We start from the raw sequence: 17,925 nt of genomic DNA on the forward strand, positions 1-17,925 counted from the left end.
TTGAATTCTATATACGGCATGTGCCGAAAAGTTAACTTCCATCCCTATAGAATACAGGCAAAGGAGTCATTCATCCACGGGCATGCCCGTGGTGTTCTGGTTGCTACGCAACCCCTAAGATAAAAAATAGCCAGCTTTTAAGCTGGCTATTTATATTTATCACCATGAAAATTAAGCGAGTTGTTTATTCAAACGTTACTTTAACAACGCCATTATTATATAAACCGATATAAATCACCGTTTTTCCTGATTCTTCTACAGCAAGCATACTTCTAACGCCACCTTTAAACTCTTGTTTTTCATAGGTGTAGGCTTCCCATGTTTGACCGTCATCTTTACTCATTTCTAATATTAACGGTTGAATATCAGCGCCTTTATCCCAGCCAGCGGTATAAATGATATTTTGATCTTTAGGGTCAAAAACTGGCGAAAAATGAAAGCGATAGTTTTGCTCAGTTAAAAGCCCTTGCCAAGTGTCACCATAGTCTGTGGTATGAACAATTCCACCTTCACCAGCAGCAATAATGCGATCTGTGTTTTTGGGGTCGATTATAATTTGATAAATAACACTAGGGCTCGGTAAATGTTCACCAATGGCTTGAGCATGTGTAGTCAGTGCATAGGTTTCGGTATTAAATTGGTCTAACACTGGGCTTTCAATACCGTTTTGACCACCGTACCAAACATCTTGTTTTTCTTGGTGTAGTAAAATCGAGCCTAAACCCGTACCAAGTGAGCCCCATTGCCCTTCTTCTACTGTCCACGAACGCCCCATGTCGGTGGAACTGGCCAACACGAATAAGCCTGTGGCGTAGAGCTTTTGTTTTTCGCTGTCGTACACTAAGGTTCTTGCCACTTCATTTGAGGAATAGTCGCCGCCAAAGTTATCGTCAAACAGTTGCCAAGTTGCGCCAGCATCATTCGTTTCAATAAAGAATGCGCTTTCATTTTGTTTAACGCTGGCAATCCAATGATTATCGCTCAGTGTTGCCATGGCAAGCACATGGTATCGTGTATCGGTTAACGCTTGCCAAGTGCTATCGCGTCGATAAAGCCCCTGATCTGTAAGTGCAATTATTTGATCATTTATCGATAACAGTTTTTCTACTTTGTGCCTTTCTAACCCAAGTTCAACAAACGTTGGTGTTAAAGGAGCAGATGGCTTTTCCGGCACGGAAATTCCTTTATTGCTAGAGCTTGAATTACAGCCAGCAATTGCCACTCCCAGAACAATAAGCGCTACATATGATCTACAAAGCTTAAACATAATCTACCCTGATTGTTATTAGTATGAATAATAATCAAGGTTATCAAAGGTTAATTGTTGTATCTGTTACCGTATGTAATCAAAAAATAACAAAAGTATTGAAATTAAGTTTTGGTAGCCCAATATAGACTGTTAATCTTGAAATGCGTATTTGATCATGTGGCATAAATTATTATTAGCACTGTTGTTTGTTTTGGCACTAGCGGCCGAAAAGCTAGTGTTATCAAGTGTAGCTACTGATATACCACCTTCTCCTGCATATTCATTATTTGTTGATCACACATCAAGTTCTGTGGCAACCGATGATATTCAAGATTCTCTTAGCGTACCCAATTTATATCGTCTAAACGCTTCAATTTTCTCTACCGAAAATCAAACTTCACCTAATTATGTATTAGAGATAGAGTTTTTTGAGGTCAAACTCACCGCTGGGCTTTATAAACATTTAGCTAATCCACCGTCGACGGTCAATTGGTTTGAGTTAAACAGTTTTACGCCCCAATCTTCGCGTCTTTCCGGCTGGAAAGACGGCAATTTTCTCTACGTTTCTCAAGATATCTCACTGAGTTAATCCTTCCTATCGCAACTCGGTTGCTTATTACTTTCTGGACGTTGCCACACGGCATTTAAAAGTTTCCAGATTAATCGTTACGAAAAATAAACATTGATGCACTTAGCTGATTTTGCCTTGCCACTAGAGTATTGCGCGAATTTGGCTTAGGTGCTGTGAGATATTTAACATGAATCAACCCATAAATAGACAACACCATCACCGACAAAACCGATGGAGAAATTTGATCATACTCGTCACTTTGACGTTTATGTTAATCAGTGCTTTACCTAATTTATATACTGACAAGGTAAAGCTTACTTTAACCAATAGCGGTGAACACCAACAGCAAACTACACCTAAATATTTTAAAGATATATTGGCTCAAGCTAACATTCCAACCGATGAAATTCGTGTATCTAATGATGAAATTGTTATTACTTTGCATGAAGCGGCAGATCAAAAATTTGCCACTGAGTCACTAAAACAACAATTGGCAGATGGCTATCAAGTGACCTCTAGCCTGACCAATGAAGCACCAGCTTGGCTTAATGCATTTGCTGCTAAGCCAATAAAACTTGGCTTAGATTTAAGTGGTGGTGTTTTGTTTGTTTTAGAAGTAGACACTGACCGAGCACAGGCCGACAGAATTAAAAATATTGGCCAGGAACTAAAAGCGATTGCACTGGAAAATAAAATACGCGCGGTGAATGTATCGCCACTAAACAATCATGCTTTAACGGTTGATTTAACCAGAGCATCTAACGAAGCAAAAGACACCTTGTTTCCGCAAATCACCAAAACTTACCCTGAACTTTCGATTAAAAAAGAACAAGAGCATAAATATTTGCTTAGTTATACCGACGAAGCACAACAAACGTTTCGCCAAGAAACCATGAAACAAACGCTAAAAACCATGCGTGGACGCATCGAAGAATTAGGCATTACTGAAGCTATCACGCAAAAGCAAGGTAAAAACCGCATTCGCATAGAACTGCCAGGTGTTCATGATCCGGCCGAAGCAAAACGTATTATTGGCGCAACCGCCTCGTTAGAGTTTTATCAGTTAGCAAGCAATACTGCGGGTTTTGGTGTCATACATATTAAAGATGAAAACGGTCGACAGCTAGCGCTTAACGGTAAGGCAATTTTTTCTGGTAGCAACATCAAAAATGCCGTGGCAGGCAGAGACGACATGGGACAACCGCTGGTCAACCTGACGCTAGATGGTATAGGTGGTAAAAAAATGTCGAATTTTTCCAAAAAAAATATTGGTAAACCTATGGCCACGGTATTTTCTGAGTTTTATCGAAATGCCGATAACCAAATGCTTAAAACTAACAAAATTATTAATGTTGCAACAATACAGCAGCACTTAGGCTCTCAATTTAGTATCACTAATTTATCAAGCCATCAAACGGCACAAGAACTTGCTTTGTTGCTACGTGCAGGCTCTTTAACCGCGCCAGTTACCATAGTGCAACAGCGTAGTATCGAAGCGACACTAGGAGAAGCCAATATAGACAACGGCATTAAAGCCCTGACCGTTGGAGTAAGTATCACTTTGTTGTTTATGGCATTTTGGTACAGATCATTGGGCCTAGTTGCCAATGTAGCATTAGGACTTAATTTATTGAGCTTGCTGGGTTTAATGTCATTGCTACCTGGTGCTGTACTGACGTTACCAGGCATCGCTGGCTTAGTGTTAACCGTTGGTATGGCGGTTGATACCAATGTTTTAATTTTTGAACGTATCAAAGAGGAGTTAAAAAGAGGTAGAAAAACATTAGCAGCCATTGAAAGTGGCTACAACAATGCGTTCACCACCATTCTAGATGCCAACATCACGACCATGATCACCGGCGTTATTTTGTATGCGATTGGCTACGGCGCGGTAAAAGGCTTTGCCATTATTTTATGTTTAGGCATTTTAACCAGTATGTTTACCGGAGTATTTGTCTCAAAAGCGTTAACCGGTTTGTTAGTTAGAGAAAACAAAGCACAGCTACTAGGAGTAAAATCATGAGCACATTATCAACTCAGTTTACAGAAGATTTAAGTAAAGTGCGTTTGTTTAGTTTATACGCCGCGGTTTTGTTTGTTTTTATCGCCCTACTGGGTTTGTTTACTCGCGGCTTAAACTTAGGCTTAGACTTTACCGGCGGGTATTTAACAGAGTTTTCAACAGAGCGTTCAATAGCCCAAAGTGATATGGACAAGATGTTAAGCGCTTATTTACCGGGTTCGTTTCAAGTGAGTTCAGCAGAAAATGGTACTTACTGGACGCTCAGACAAGCCGATAACGTGCAAAATACTGATAGTAAGATTTGGCTAACTGAATTTGCTCAACAAAATCAGTTAAATATTACGCCACAAGATTCCATGTACATTGGTAGCCAAATTGGCGAAGAGTTAATTAATCAAGGTGGTTTGGCCCTGTTAACGGCAACGGTTGCTATCTTGTTGTACCTTTCATTACGTTTTGAATGGCGTTTAGCGATGGGATGTTTGGTTGCTTTGTTTCATGATGTCATTGTTGTTTTGGGCGTGTTTTCTTGGTTTGGTCTTTCGTTTGACCTCACTATATTGGCCAGCTTATTAGCCCTTATTGGTTATTCACTTAATGATTCCATTATTGTGGGTGACAAAATGAGAGAGTTAATGAGAGCCAATGATAAAAATCCATTAGAAAGCATCATTAATGCAGCGATAAAGTCGACCCTGGTCAGGACCATGATAACCTCTGGCACAACATTGGCCACGATATTGGCTATTTGGTTTTTTGCAGGTGAATCGCTGAAAGGTTTTGCCGTAGCACTATTTACAGGCATTATCGTTGGCACCTATTCGTCTATAGCACTATCTGCCACTATTCCACAATTATTAGGACTAAAAGCCGATCATTATCAGCAAAAAGAAGAAGAGATACTTTGTGACTTGCCTTAACACACATAGTCACTAATAAAAACCTAGGGTATTTGCAATAAACAAATACCCTATTTCTAAGCAGAAATTATATTGAAGGTTGAACCGAGTTTAACAGTTGTTCTGCTGAACGTAGCAGCTTGACTGTTTGAGCAAAATCAATGGTGTTATCTTGGTTTATCACGCGATAATCTTTACTGTTGATGCAAACAGTCATGTAATGGCCATTGCCAAACCTATCAGGTTTTTTTACGTCAAGTTCAGTAAATGCCTTTGCTTCTTTGTTAATGATTTGATGCCAGTAAGAACGAAGTTCGGTTCTACTTTCCCCCTCAGCTACCCAAATTTTAAAACACAACTTTTCTTCTTCAAGTTGCAGATACTGCTGACATTTATCATCGCCCAGCCAATGCCACCAAAAGCCAATAAAACCGCCTCTTGGATTCGCTATATAATCCCAATTTCCATCACGTAATTCGTTTTTCACGCAGGAATAAAATCCCTGCCAGCTGTGCCAACCCCATTCACTAATTGGTAAATGAAGGAAGCTTTTGACTTTAGCTGTTATCTGTATAAGGTAATCGCGGTAATTTAAAAGTATTTGATTTTGTCCCTCATACTGCTCCAATACTTCAATCATTTCATCTCGTAAAAACACCTGATATCCATGTTCCAATACCGTTGAGTAGCAGCTTTGCTCTTCTGTTTTATAGTAAATAGGTAAAATGTCAGTGGCATTGAATTCTCTTTGTTCAATTTCTTTAACATAGCGTCGTAATTGATCAGAATGGTTTTCAGAGCCAGTTTTATCCTCGATAATGATGGGATATTTATTATTGATCACACATAAAACATCAATGTGCCTGTCTTGTTTAGTTACTTTAATATCAGTGATCTTGCTGGGAACTGTTTTAGCGTGTTTTAAAAATATTTTAGTAATAAATTGTCTTGCACAATGATGCAAGCTTAAATCATGGGCCGCATGCTCACTTTTAGCCCAAGTCAAAAACCAACAAATGAAAGCGTCTTGAGATAATTCACTGGTAGCAAAAGAAAATAAGTTTGGTATTGTCATGTTGTCCTTAGAATGTTTTTTGTATTTTAGAAGTGCGTAACAACACCCACAAAAGCGCCTTTAAATTCAAGATCAGAATATAAGTTGTTTAAATCTTCAAGTTCCAAGTTTACGTTGCGATAGCCGATAGATAAGCTCACATCTACCGCCTTACTAATAACTAAATCATAATTAAAGCCCGCTTGATAATCGTAAATAGAGTGATCGCCCGTGAATGATAAATCCCCTTGGATAAACAAACTTAAACCCGGCATTGGAAATTGTACTTCGCTGGCAAGGTATATCATCGGTTCAATATCCTTGGTTTTAAATTTTTTGGACGAGGAAGAATCAACAGTTTCGACAATGTTGTGGTAATCGTGATCGTCATGCTCAGGGCCATCCCATGTAAAATCTCGGGTTGTGGTAACGGTTGTTGATGTTGCTGAATTGGCAACATATCCACCAAAGTCTCTTGCCGTTAAACCTAGATCAAGTGACATTAAACCGTTATCAAGCAATTGATAATATAAGGTGTAATCGATGTAATTAACTTTAAAACTTGCTTTGATGGCTGAATCAACATGCACATCAACATGAGCGGTATCTGTATCTGCGCTGTATTCTTGTGTTAGTTGACTATTGCCTTGGGAGTCGAGCGCAGTTTTAGCTATCCGAATATTTGGCAATACCGGAAAAGGATGTTCAACCGCGACAAAGTAATGAAACTGCTGTTCGTTCTTTAACTTATTATCAGTTTGCGAGTTTTGCTCACCAAACTTACCGCTACTATTACTTTGCCAAAGTTGCCCACCGATATACAACCCAACACTATCTGCATGTGCACTAGCGAAAAAACATGTGGTAATAATTGCAGTAAAAACCTTTTTATTCATCTAGTTATCATTCCTTTTTAACCAACATCAATTTTATGTTTTTATAAACTAACTCGCACAATAAAAACAACTGCTAACGGCGTAAATACTCATAAATACAGTAAAGAAATGTAACTTCACTTTTCGATAATAGCTTGGGCACGAAGGGGCAAGGTGAACTTTAAGTGCTTACTTGTTGATCTGTAACGTCGTTTAAACTTTTATCAACAAGAAATGTAGCCACTAAAGTTCCTTATTATTAGCGTTTACCACTCGCCTACCCCTCATGCTAACAATGTTGGCAGCTAGCATTAATAATCCACCAAAAATTAGCCCTATTTCTATACTTTCCGAATAGAGTACAACGCCGACTAATGCAATTAATGGTAATCTTAAAAAGTCTAAAGTAACCACGGTAGTTGCTTCAGCATATTGCATGGCTTTGGCAATACAAAAATGAGCTGAAAGCGCCGTAAGGCCAATAATGACAAGCCAAGACCATTGCATGCCTTCCGGCCATACCCAGCTTGACACAGACAAACATAAGCCTATTGGCATCTGAACCAAACACATATAAAACAAAATGGATAAAGGTGATTCAGTTGCACTAAGGGATTTAGTTGCGGTATGCGAAATCGCGTAACAAACAGCAGAAGCAAGAACGAACAGTGAAGCACTGTTTACCATGGCAATGCCGGGTTTAAGAATAACAAACACACCTAAAAACCCTAAAGCGATAGAGACAAGTTTGCTCTGCGTAATTTTTTCACCCAAAAAAAGTGAAGCGATAATCAATGTCCAAATTGGCACTGTGAATTCCAGCGCAAATACTTCGGCTAAAGGCAACAAGCCTAAACCGATAAACCAACCATATTGGCCTAAAAAGTGAAAAATATTGCGCATCGTATGCAACTTCAAGCGCTTTGTTTGAAACTTGATACGTTTTTGAGACAAAAAAGAAATCAATAGCACACAAAACAAGCCGATAACACTGCGAATAAAAAGTGTTTGCTGTGTTGCAATGTCACCACTTAATTCTCGTGCACCAACGGCCATCAAGGCAAAAGAAGCAAGTGTGCCCATCATCCAGAAAAAAGCTTGCATCAGTGGTTAATTTCTTATTGTGTTTTATAAATCAAAGTTAGCTTACCAATTTATTTGTAACGTATTATCAATCAATAAAAAGACCGGCCTCTTTAGCATATCGTGTAATCGTTTGAACAACCTCGCTATCATTAGAATTCGGCTTAACGATACTAGTGTGATCCTCACCGTAAATTGGCACAGCTTCTGAATCACCACCTATAGCACTAGTATAACTGACCACCATGTCATTTAACGCATACAAAGTTACAAGTGAACACGCGTGCGGAATATTGGCTTTGCACCAAAATGACCATCGTTCATTTAAATCGACGAGAAACCCGGAATTAGGCCTGAGCTCTTCAATTTGGCTAGAATTAAAAAATGGTATATTAGAAGCTATCGATGCTAGATGAGCGCCATTTGTTGGCGACGCAGCTAAAGTCACAAGTTTAATAGGTATAGGGATCCTACGGTGTTTTTGAATGACCGCTAGATAACGAGTCACCAAACCACCAAGACTATGCCCTAAGATTCCAACTTCACAATTTTGGCAATTATTTCTAATCCAGTTATCTAAATTTCTAGCTATAAAAGCAACAGAGGGCGACCTTTTAAGCCAGCCGGAGGGATATGGATAAGTTTCGATATCAATGTTTAACTTTTCTTTTAAAAATTCTGACAGATTGCCAAATGTACTGTCCTTATCTCCTCCCCATCCGTGGACTAACACAATAACCTTCTTGTTTTGGTTCGCTGGTTCGAATTCACTTGTTTTATTAGAAGCAGGGTCATCTATCATTACTTCAACTTTAAAATAGTTAATAATTAACTGTAACTTTTTTAGTTCGTCGCTATCAGGCTGATTTGTTTTCAGATATTCAAAGAAGTCATGTAATCGTTCTATCGCCGCACGATTCATATAACCTTCTATAACTGTACACCCTTTTCGTATTTTCAATTCTGTAAACTCTTCCTCATAAACTCCTGCAAAATCAGCTAGTTCGTTGAGGAACCTGTTTACTAAAAAATGCTTTTGGGATATGTCGTTTTTGAGTCTAATTACAAACCGTGTTTTAGGGAATTCCATTTTACTTCCTTAATTGAGTTTTCTTTTGGCGATTAACTGATAATTAGACTTCCTATTTATAATTTACTAACAAATAGCAGATGTTCAGTTGATAATTTAGAGTTGTATATAGTGAGTTAAGATACTATAGGTTGTGTTGAATTAGCAAAAGACTTCCTATAACCATTCACATGTAATGGAACAAGTAGCTTCGCACGTTGTTACCCAATAAAACTAGGTAGGGAAATATAGGCATGACTTTTATTTGGGTTGCCAAGGAGCCCTTTCTCAACAAGGGCTTATAGCTCAAGTAGATGTAATTACCCCTTGATAACTGTATTACTATTTAGTTTGTTTATTACGTTTTGATTGAACATAATCCCAGATCACATAGCAAGAAAACCACAAATTAAATAAAATCCCAGTAAAAAACAATATTGGATGGCTAACAACGGTGATATTCCCCCCAATATTTCAATAACATTTCACCAGTTGAGACAGAGTCATAGACTAAAAACAAGCAAAATCCTGCGACAAAAGTAACAACAATAAAGTACCATGGTTCACTCAATGTTTTTGCTAAAGAATCGTCTGTTTTCATATGCCTCCTTAACGAAACAACAATCTGATTAATTGACTTTTCTATGTACTAGATTCAACACATACACGCCACCATTTAGGCTTTTTAGAAACATAGGAATGTGATTGTGGACGAAGCTCTTTACGATTAGGTGAATCAAAAACCCCCAGCACCAATGCAATAACCGGCTCATCGTCTATGGCACCCAAGGTACTGCCACATTTTTCACAAAAGCTTCTCGACGAATAGTCAGATGAACGCCACATTTTTGGTGTGCCTCCTGGCCCATCCCATATAACATTATCTCGTTCAAATTCTACCCAAATTTGAGTAAATGCCCCCGAATGTCGCTGACACATTTTGCATGAACAAGTATGAGGATTATTTGGTAACCCTTTGGCCGTAAAACGAATATTTCCACATAAGCAACCTCCTGTGTAACTTTTCACTAGGTTTTATCTCCGTATAATTATTTAGTGTTAACTGAACACCCACGTAAGTGTTTAATCATGCAACTTGTTGCTAAATATAAAATTTTTCTATGACATAGGTTGAATAAAGCGAGATACCAATAATAAAAGCATTAATAGTTGCTCGTGTAAGCCAACTATAATTCCCATAAGAAACTGCCAATTTACTAGATGCTAAAACTATTAATCCCATCAATCCAAACCACGGCGTGAAAAACACTGTAACTTGCCACTTCACGAGAGAAACTGCTAGATCATGCAATGCTCCACTAATAAGAAATGTTATCAATATAGCAAGCGAAGCTGGTAAAAATACTCTAAGTGGCCTCATAACATTACGAGACAAATAGTAGCTCCAAATTGGATTCCAATAGTGCCAAAACAATGGGAATGATTTTGCACCGAAAGAACGCCACAGCATATTCCTCATTGAATACTTTGCCCCTAAAGCTACTCCATTTCGCTTTTTAACATATTGAGAAAGTGATAATGAACTCTTCATAATATTTCAGTTGATTTGGCGCATTGTTTAAGCGTTTACAATGTCATGATTAACCCGCTATTAGTAAATTAAAACTTAGCCTTAATTTTTTGTACAAAAGACTCTAACCTTGAAGTTGATGCCCTCTCACTCTTGTAAAATGAAAGCATCTTAAATTTACAACCTTTGGTGCAGGTACCTAATAACGCGATTTTTAACACCCTTTTTACTGGCTGCCAAAGAACAAACTTATCAACCCACCAAGGTGATCCTAAAGTTGTAATAACTTCAACTTCTTTAACGAGCTTACGCTCGCGAGAAATATCAATTAGGTAACCAAGAATGAGCATTTTAAATAGGCATACAAGGTCTAAAGGTGAGCGGCCATTTACTTTACAGTAAAGATGGACAACTTCATCACGGATGAATTCAAAATCTATAACGGCATTTATTACACACTAAATGGTTTTTAGGTACAAGCTGTTCAATCTTGACCATTTCGAGTTCGTGTTAAATGAGAGATAGGTATTTAAGCTTAGAGAAATACCTTAATTGTTATGTCTCTATAAGATCAAAGTCTCAGAGCTGCGTCTTGAACTTTGTCATCAATCTGAAGTAGCGCAATTTAACATTGCGCTACTTGCTCCTTTGCATTGTGATATCTAATAATTCTATCTTTAGAAAAATCCGAGTGGACTTTCACTATAGCTAACTAATAGATTTTTAGTTTGCTGGTAATGATCTAACGCTTTTTTGTGCGTCTCTCTACCCACACCTGACTTTTTATAACCACCAAATGCCGCATGCGCTGGATACATGTGGTAGCAGTTTGTCCATACACGGCCTGCTTCAATCTTGCGACCAAAATGATAGGCGCGATTCATGTTTCGAGTCCAAACACCCGCGCCTAAGCCAAACTCAGAACTATTCGCCAGCTCTAATGCTTCGGCTTCATCTTTAAACGTACACAGTGAAATAACCGGGCCAAAAATCTCTTCTTGGAAAACACGCATTGAGTTATTGCCTTTGAGCAAGGTAGGTTGAATGTAATAACCCGAATTAAACTCTTCAGATAACTGCTCAACTTCACCACCAAACAGTACTTCTGCGCCTTCTTGCTTACCAATTTCGATATAACTTAAAATTTTATCGAACTGCTGCTGAGAGGCTTGCGCGCCCACCATAGTTTCTGTATCGAGCGGATTCCCACGTTTAATTTGCGCAGTACGCGCTTTAACACGCTCAATAAACTCGTCATAGATGTCTTCTTGAACAAATAAGCGCGAAGGACAAGTACACACTTCACCCTGGTTGAAATAAGCTAATACCGCGCCTTCAATACACTTACTCAGATAATCATCGTCTTTTTCTAATACATCGCTGAAAAAGATATTCGGTGATTTACCACCAAGCTCAACAGTTGATGGAATGATATTGTCAGCGGCGCATTTCAAGATGTGTGAACCAACAGGTGTAGAGCCTGTAAAGGCAATTTTTGCAATACGTTTACTGGTCGCTAGCGCTTCACCTGCTTCTTTACCAAAACCATTCACCACATTTAACACACCCGCAGGCAATAAATCACCGATCAGTTCAACTAATAACATGATTGAGGTAGGTGTTTGCTCCGCAGGTTTTAGTACGACACAGTTACCCGCAGCAAGGGCTGGTGCTAACTTCCAAGCGGCCATAAGTAGCGGGAAGTTCCAAGGAATAATTTGCCCTACCACACCTAGCGGCTCGTGAAAGTGATAGGCTACTGTATGCTCGTCAATTTCGCCGATACTGCCCTCTTGCGCACGAATACACCCAGCAAAGTATCTAAAATGATCTGCTGCTAGCGGGATGTCAGCTGCAAGTGTTTCACGTACTGCCTTACCGTTATCCCAAGTTTCAGCAACGGCCAAATACTCTTTGTTATCTTCAATGATCTGTGCAATTTTAAGTAAAATATTGCTGCGTTCAGTAACACTAGTTGTACCCCACGCATCTTTTGCTTCATGTGCTTTGTCGAGTGCCAACTCGATATCTGCCGCTTTGGAGCGTGCCACTTGGCAAAACACTTTACCGTTTACTGGGCTTTTGTTTTCAAAATACTCACCATCTACGGGTGCAACCCACTCACCACCAATATAATTATCGTACTTGTCTTTAAAATTAACGACCGCGCCTTGGGTATTCGGGTTTGAATAAATCATAGTGTCCTCTTCTATCAACTTGTTGTCCGACTCGTGTAAGTAATTAGTTTAATATTTGAGCCGATTGAATTGACATTAAGCGAAAGGAAGCTTAAAAAATTAACTCTGGGTATTTTTTGCTTAACACTCAGTCTTGATCTTAACAGGGAGTAAGTATGCGATTTGATTTACAAACTAGACACCAGCAAATAGATAAACTGGTTGAAAACAAGTTTAGCTTTAACTCAGATAATGCCCAATTGAGTATTTACGACACTTACGAGCGCGCATTTAACGTGCCTTTGTCGTCAAATAATGTGTTGTTTTGCGGTATGCTTCAGGGCAAAAAAGTGATGCACGTTGAAACCTGTGATTATCATCACGATTTTTTGCCTAATGAGAGTTTTGTGCTGGCACCAGAGCAAACCGTCCATATTGATTTTCCTGACGCATCAAAGCCTTCACCCACAACCTGTTTAGCCATTGAAATTAATTCAGATAAACTTGCTGATATTGCCCAAAAGCTCAATATGCAAAATCAAACCAGTATCGAAGTGGCTTATCAAAATGAACTCGTTCATGTCGAGCATAATTGGCAAACTCAGGCGTTACTCGATCGCATGGTACATTTATTTACCGAAAATGAAGATCAGCGTGGGTTTCTTATTGATCTAGCGCTAAATGAATTGGTGACTCGATTACTCACTCAACAAACTCGTGAGCTCATTTTAAAATGCGCAAACTCACAACACCATCAAGACCCCATTACCAAAGTGATTCAATATATTGAACATAATTTAAGTGAGCCTTTAGATATCAATACCTTGTGTAAAGTTGCTTGTATGAGTCGCAGTAAGTTTTTTAATTACTTTAAGTCATGCTTAAACATGACCCCACAGCAATGGCTGCAAACAAGACGACTGTCAAAAGCCAAAGAGCTGCTTAAAAAAGGCAGAAGCATTACTCAAATCGGCTTTGACTTAGGGTTTAATCACACCAGTCAATTTAGCCGCACATTTAAAAATGCCTTTGGTATTTCTCCAAAGGCATTTCAAAAGAATTAATTTATGTCAGTAAATAAAAACAACTGATATCCAGCTAGTGGACCATTCCAATATTCATGCATTGTCCACCTTAAGGTGAATACTATTAGCCCTATAGTTGTTGAAGTTACGCCGCAATATATGGCAATAAAATCAGAGTTCGTCATTTTCATATAACTTCATATTGCTAGCCATGACTGGAACGACACGATAACGACGCTTTCGATTTTATGGCATTGCTATGCGAGAATATCACGGTAAATGACGTTTCACTTCTTCGAAAACAGGTTTTAATTTAGGATGCTGATTGACAAGATCAGTAATAATATTTTCGGAATTTCGAATTCTCATTTTGAAACGCTCTCGCAAATATTCAAGTCTTTCTTGGTTGATATCTTCTTTGTTTTTTTGGAGTTGATCTAACAACAAATCGTCATTTCGTATTAACAGCGTTAGCTGTATTAGCGCCTTAATATTTGAAGCACTAAGAAACCCAAGTTTTCCGAGATCACCGGTCGAATTGACATTCCCGTAAGCAGACCACCTGAGGCGTTTAAAAAGCTCGAATTGATCATCCATATCCAATGGTATTTCGTGAGCTGCGTATGTGTAGTGCTCGTATATATTTGCAATTTCCGCAAACAAAGAATTTAGCAGCGTATCCCGCTGATGCTTTTGTTCCTGTATGTATCTGTAGTACGCAAAAATTGCTGCTGCCGCTGCAACCACTACTGCGCCGAATAGCGCATACCAGTTAAAATTCATTCCACTCACCTTCTTTCACCATAGCATTATCATTAAAACGCATAACGAATGATATGGACTCCCCACTAGGCATCAATGTGCCATGGTGAAGTTGATAAAGAACTTCGATAGAGGAAAATCCATATGCCACTAATTAAAGCAATTGGCATGACTTAGCCAAATCTATGCTCAGTATCCACGGTGTCGATGTTCATGACAAGTGTAAAATTCGTCGAATCATCAAGCGAAAAAATTGTTAGCTGAAATACAACATTGCCGCCACGTATTATCAGTATGGAAGCCTGCTCTGGCGCACACTATTGGGCAAGAGAGTTTATATGACGTACGTAGCAATTTAACAATTGGTGTCCTGATTATGTTACTGACCGCTATTGTTTATCAAAGTTATAGAATAACAAAGTAATCTTCAGTGCCCTAGCTGACTATTTATGAAAAAAAGCTAAATAATTTCCACACAACAATTATCAAACAAAAATACAATACGACATTATTTCAATATTATTATCAACTTATCCTGTATTTCTTCATTAATTCGTTTAACTAGCCTTGTATTCAAATTTAACTGTTCTAGTTTTAAATTGCTCTTTTAAAGGAGTACTTTTAAACAATTAGGAGGTTTACATGAAACTTTTAAATGAAAAAGAGAAAGTAGTTGTATCAGGTGGCGTAGAAAGAATTTTAGGTAACAAATACCTAGGTATGTTTGGAAATGCAATATTTTTATTTCAAGTTGCGTATGGATTTGCAGCAGAATTAGAAGGAATTAAAGAATGAGAGAATTAACTATTCAAGAATGCACTGAAGTTTCAGGTAATGGCGTGGCTTTAGGTCGAGCAATTGGACGAGCAGTACAAGAAGTAGGAGAAGCAATGTCTGACTGGGCTGAAAGTCTAATAGAGTCATGGCTTCCCATTGCAGAAAAAATTAACGAAGTAATACGATAAAGTATAAATCTTCAGCTTTATCAAGACTTATTTGTATTAATCTAACTCTAACCAATAGCGACAATCTAATGTCACTATTGGTTATTTCCTATCAAATAAGGATTATTTGTTTTTTTTGCAAATTCTCAACTAAGTAAACTACAACTTTATTTTTTAAAGGATTATATGAAGATTTCAATTGCCATAGCTACTTCAATTCTCATTTTGTTTCTGCCTGTTTTATTCGCCATTATTATAAGTAAGCAACTTTATGGCCAGTCTCAGTATGTTATGGAACTAGGTTACTATTTTTCGTTATTTGTCACAGCTTTATGTATTTTTAAAAAAAATGACCATAACCCCATAATGTTTAGTTTAAAATTGAATCAAAATATCGTTTTATGTTTTGGTATCGTTTATCTAATTGACCAACTGGCATTCTTTTTATCACCACTTAGTATTTCGCCAACTAACACCGTTGTTGGTGTAGAATTGATTTTGGAATTTGTTGGAACAGTATTGCTTGCGCCAATAGCAGAAGAGTTTGCTTTTAGAGTTGTTCTGTATAAAAAAATTGAACAGGCATTTAATAAAACTATCGCTTTGATACTAACTAACAGTTTATGGACCTCACTTCACTTTTCTAATGAGCTATCAATCGTACATTATCTCGCTTATTTCTTAAGCGGTGTAGTATTTAGCCACTTCATGTCTAAAGCACATGGCTTCATAACAGTTGTAATTGCACACTCTCTATTAAACCTATTATTCTTTGTCAGTATTCATTAATTCAAAGAACTTTACATGTATTTTAATTTACCCCTTTAGAGCAAACAGTCTATTGAGTTATAATTGCGCCAATTTGATTATTTACTAAAGACTAAAGCATGTTAATCGCAAACAATATCACTCAGCAGTTTGGTGCTAAGCCTCTGTTTGAAAACATTTCTCAAAAATTTGGTAACGGTAACCGCTATGGTTTAATCGGTGCTAATGGCTGTGGTAAATCTACTTTTATGAAAATATTAGGTAGTGACTTAGAGCCAACCAGTGGTAACGTTAACCTAGACCAAAACGATCGCATTGGTAAACTTCGTCAAGATCAATTTGCTTTTGAAGAATACAGTGTAATCGACACGGTAATTATGGGGCACACAGAATTGTGGGCGGTAAAAGAAGAACGCGATCGCATTTATGCTTTACCAGAAATGAGTGAAGAAGATGGCATGCGTGTTGGTGATCTTGAGTCTGAATATGCTGAAATGGATGGCTACAGTGCAGAAAGTCGTGCAGGTGAGTTACTTATTGGTGTAGGTATTCCGGTAGAACAACATTACGGCAAAATGAGTGAAGTTGCTCCTGGTTGGAAACTTCGTGTCCTACTTGCTCAGGCGTTATTTTCAGATCCAGATATTCTGTTACTTGACGAACCAACCAACAACTTAGATATTCACACCATTAAATGGTTAGAAGATACGTTAAATGAGCGTGACTCAACCATGATCATCATTTCGCATGACCGCCACTTCTTAAACTCAGTTTGTACTCACATGGCCGACTTAGACTATGGTGAACTACGCGTTTACCCAGGTAATTATGACGAATACATGTTAGCCGCTACACAAGCTCGTGCGCGTTTAATGGCCGACAATGCGAAGAAACAAGCACAAATTTCTGATTTAAAAGCCTTCGTTGCTCGCTTCTCTGCTAACGCTTCTAAAGCAAAACAAGCAACATCACGTGCCAAACAAATTGATAAAATTCAATTGGAAGAAGTGAAAGCGTCAAGTCGTGTAAACCCATTTATTCGTTTTGACCAAGAGAAAAAACTATTTCGTAATGTGTTAGAAATTGAAGGTTTAAACAAAAGCTTTGACGATAACCACGTTCTAAAAAATATCAACTTAATTGCTGAAGTGGGTGAACGTATTGCGGTTATCGGTGAAAACGGTGTAGGTAAAACAACGTTTTTAAGAACGCTAATGGGTGAACATCAGCCAGACTCCGGCGAAGTTAAGTGGTCTGAAAATCACAACATAGGTTACTACGCACAAGACCACGCACATGAATTTGAAGAAGATATGAATTTGTTCGACTGGATGAGCCAATGGCGTCAAGAAGGTGATGACGAACAGTCTATTCGTGGTGCATTAGGGCGTATGCTATTTTCAGCAGATGACATTAAAAAGTCAGTAAAAGTATTATCTGGTGGTGAACAAGGCCGCATGTTGTTTGGTAAATTAATGATGCAAAAACCAAACATTTTAGTGATGGACGAACCAACAAACCACTTAGATATGGAATCAATAGAATCACTCAATATGGCGTTAGAGCAATTTGAAGGTTCACTGGTGTTTGTTTCTCATGACCGTGAGTTTGTATCGAGCTTGGCTACCCGTATCATCGAGATCAAATCTGATGGCTATATTGATTTTGCAGGTACTTATGACGAGTATTTAGCAAGTCAAAGCTAATACAGCGCGATAATTAAGCGGGTAAATAGCATTCTTATTGTTAATTACCCGCTTCTAAAAGCTATTTTCTTCTGCAAATAATTAATAAGGTTATAGCCAATCTCTTTGTTATTTACCTTTCACACTTCCCTTTTTAAGGTCTGTTTTTTTTGAGATTTGTTGCAACTTTTTTCTTGGATTGTTATCCAA

At 38.1% G+C, this 17,925-nt stretch carries 18 protein-coding genes and 2 pseudogenes; 9 read left to right on the top strand and 11 right to left on the bottom strand.

The window, feature by feature from the left end; all coding sequences use genetic code 11:
* Positions 1–184 precede the first annotated feature (184 nt).
* Entirely contained in the window at positions 185–1,267 is a 1,083-nt protein-coding gene (locus tag IE199_RS21420; RefSeq protein WP_189774913.1) for a hypothetical protein, read from the bottom strand.
* A gap of 157 nt (positions 1,268–1,424) precedes the next feature.
* Between IE199_RS21420 and IE199_RS21425 the strand changes: the two genes are divergently transcribed.
* The 3 genes from IE199_RS21425 to secF all read left to right on the top strand — a co-directional run bounded on the left by IE199_RS21425 (position 1,425) and on the right by secF (position 4,763).
* Positions 1,425–1,838 (top strand): hypothetical protein, encoded by a 414-nt coding sequence (locus IE199_RS21425; RefSeq protein WP_189774915.1) that lies wholly within the window; start codon positions 1,425–1,427, stop codon positions 1,836–1,838.
* A 169-nt stretch (positions 1,839–2,007) separates the two neighbouring features.
* Positions 2,008–3,843 carry a protein translocase subunit SecD gene (secD, locus tag IE199_RS21430; protein ID WP_189774918.1) on the top strand — a complete coding sequence of 612 codons (1,836 nt, stop codon included), beginning with the start codon at positions 2,008–2,010 and terminating at the stop codon, positions 3,841–3,843.
* Positions 3,840–4,763 carry a protein translocase subunit SecF gene (gene secF, locus IE199_RS21435; RefSeq protein ID WP_189774919.1) on the top strand — a complete coding sequence of 308 codons (924 nt, stop codon included), beginning with the start codon at positions 3,840–3,842 and terminating at the stop codon, positions 4,761–4,763. The genes secD and secF overlap by 4 nt, the downstream gene beginning before the upstream one ends.
* A 67-nt stretch (positions 4,764–4,830) precedes the next feature.
* Here the strand turns inward: secF and IE199_RS21440 are convergent, their stop codons facing one another.
* The 9 genes and pseudogenes from IE199_RS21440 to exaC all read right to left on the bottom strand — a co-directional run bounded on the left by IE199_RS21440 (position 4,831) and on the right by exaC (position 12,552).
* Positions 4,831–5,817, bottom strand: a complete 987-nt coding sequence (locus IE199_RS21440; protein ID WP_189774921.1) for a PD-(D/E)XK nuclease family protein — start codon at positions 5,815–5,817, stop codon at positions 4,831–4,833.
* 26 nt (positions 5,818–5,843) lie between these two features.
* A complete protein-coding gene (locus IE199_RS21445) occupies positions 5,844–6,692 on the bottom strand; it encodes a TIGR04219 family outer membrane beta-barrel protein (RefSeq protein ID WP_189774923.1) in 849 nt (282 codons plus the stop codon).
* Between the two features lie 222 nt (positions 6,693–6,914).
* Positions 6,915–7,775: a DMT family transporter gene (locus tag IE199_RS21450; RefSeq protein ID WP_229854901.1), complete on the bottom strand. Its 861-nt coding sequence runs from the start codon at positions 7,773–7,775 to the stop codon at positions 6,915–6,917.
* Positions 7,776–7,842: 67 nt separating this feature from the next.
* Positions 7,843–8,844, bottom strand: coding sequence for an esterase/lipase family protein (locus IE199_RS21455; RefSeq protein ID WP_189774925.1), 1,002 nt, complete (start codon positions 8,842–8,844; stop codon positions 7,843–7,845).
* Between the two features lie 424 nt (positions 8,845–9,268).
* On the bottom strand, positions 9,269–9,424 hold the full coding sequence (locus tag IE199_RS21460) for a hypothetical protein (RefSeq protein WP_189774927.1): 156 nt from the start codon (positions 9,422–9,424) through the stop codon (positions 9,269–9,271).
* Between the two features lie 41 nt (positions 9,425–9,465).
* Positions 9,466–9,852 carry a GFA family protein gene (locus IE199_RS21465; protein ID WP_189774929.1) on the bottom strand — a complete coding sequence of 129 codons (387 nt, stop codon included), beginning with the start codon at positions 9,850–9,852 and terminating at the stop codon, positions 9,466–9,468.
* A 73-nt stretch (positions 9,853–9,925) separates the two neighbouring features.
* Positions 9,926–10,375, bottom strand: a complete 450-nt coding sequence (locus IE199_RS21470; protein WP_189774931.1) for an acyltransferase — start codon at positions 10,373–10,375, stop codon at positions 9,926–9,928.
* 263 nt (positions 10,376–10,638) lie between these two features.
* A pseudogene (locus IE199_RS22030) lies at positions 10,639–10,852 on the bottom strand (transposase); the annotation flags it as partial.
* A 179-nt stretch (positions 10,853–11,031) separates the two neighbouring features.
* The gene (exaC, locus tag IE199_RS21475; protein ID WP_189774933.1) at positions 11,032–12,552 is read right to left on the bottom strand and encodes an acetaldehyde dehydrogenase ExaC; all 1,521 of its coding nucleotides are present in this window, start codon (positions 12,550–12,552) and stop codon (positions 11,032–11,034) included.
* Between the two features lie 155 nt (positions 12,553–12,707).
* On the opposite strand from exaC, the gene IE199_RS21480 reads away from it, so the two are divergent.
* Positions 12,708–13,595 carry a helix-turn-helix domain-containing protein gene (locus IE199_RS21480; protein WP_189774935.1) on the top strand — a complete coding sequence of 296 codons (888 nt, stop codon included), beginning with the start codon at positions 12,708–12,710 and terminating at the stop codon, positions 13,593–13,595.
* A gap of 231 nt (positions 13,596–13,826) precedes the next feature.
* Here the strand turns inward: IE199_RS21480 and IE199_RS21485 are convergent, their stop codons facing one another.
* Positions 13,827–14,339: a hypothetical protein gene (locus IE199_RS21485; RefSeq protein WP_189774937.1), complete on the bottom strand. Its 513-nt coding sequence runs from the start codon at positions 14,337–14,339 to the stop codon at positions 13,827–13,829.
* Positions 14,340–14,462: 123 nt separating this feature from the next.
* On the opposite strand from IE199_RS21485, the pseudogene IE199_RS22035 reads away from it, so the two are divergent.
* The 5 genes and pseudogenes from IE199_RS22035 to IE199_RS21505 all read left to right on the top strand — a co-directional run.
* A pseudogene (locus tag IE199_RS22035) lies at positions 14,463–14,654 on the top strand (IS110 family transposase); the annotation flags it as partial.
* Positions 14,655–14,960: 306 nt separating this feature from the next.
* Positions 14,961–15,113: a hypothetical protein gene (locus tag IE199_RS21490; protein ID WP_189774939.1), complete on the top strand. Its 153-nt coding sequence runs from the start codon at positions 14,961–14,963 to the stop codon at positions 15,111–15,113.
* Positions 15,110–15,283, top strand: a complete 174-nt coding sequence (locus IE199_RS21495; protein ID WP_189774940.1) for a hypothetical protein — start codon at positions 15,110–15,112, stop codon at positions 15,281–15,283. The genes IE199_RS21490 and IE199_RS21495 overlap by 4 nt, the downstream gene beginning before the upstream one ends.
* 165 nt (positions 15,284–15,448) lie before the next feature.
* A complete protein-coding gene (locus IE199_RS21500) occupies positions 15,449–16,051 on the top strand; it encodes a CPBP family intramembrane glutamic endopeptidase (RefSeq protein ID WP_189774942.1) in 603 nt (200 codons plus the stop codon).
* Positions 16,052–16,149: 98 nt separating this feature from the next.
* Positions 16,150–17,736: an ABC-F family ATPase gene (locus IE199_RS21505; RefSeq protein WP_189774944.1), complete on the top strand. Its 1,587-nt coding sequence runs from the start codon at positions 16,150–16,152 to the stop codon at positions 17,734–17,736.
* Positions 17,737–17,925 lie beyond the last annotated feature (189 nt).

It is taken from the genome of Thalassotalea marina (assembly GCF_014656435.1).
Taxonomy (GTDB): Bacteria; Pseudomonadota; Gammaproteobacteria; order Enterobacterales; family Alteromonadaceae; genus Thalassotalea_C; species Thalassotalea_C marina.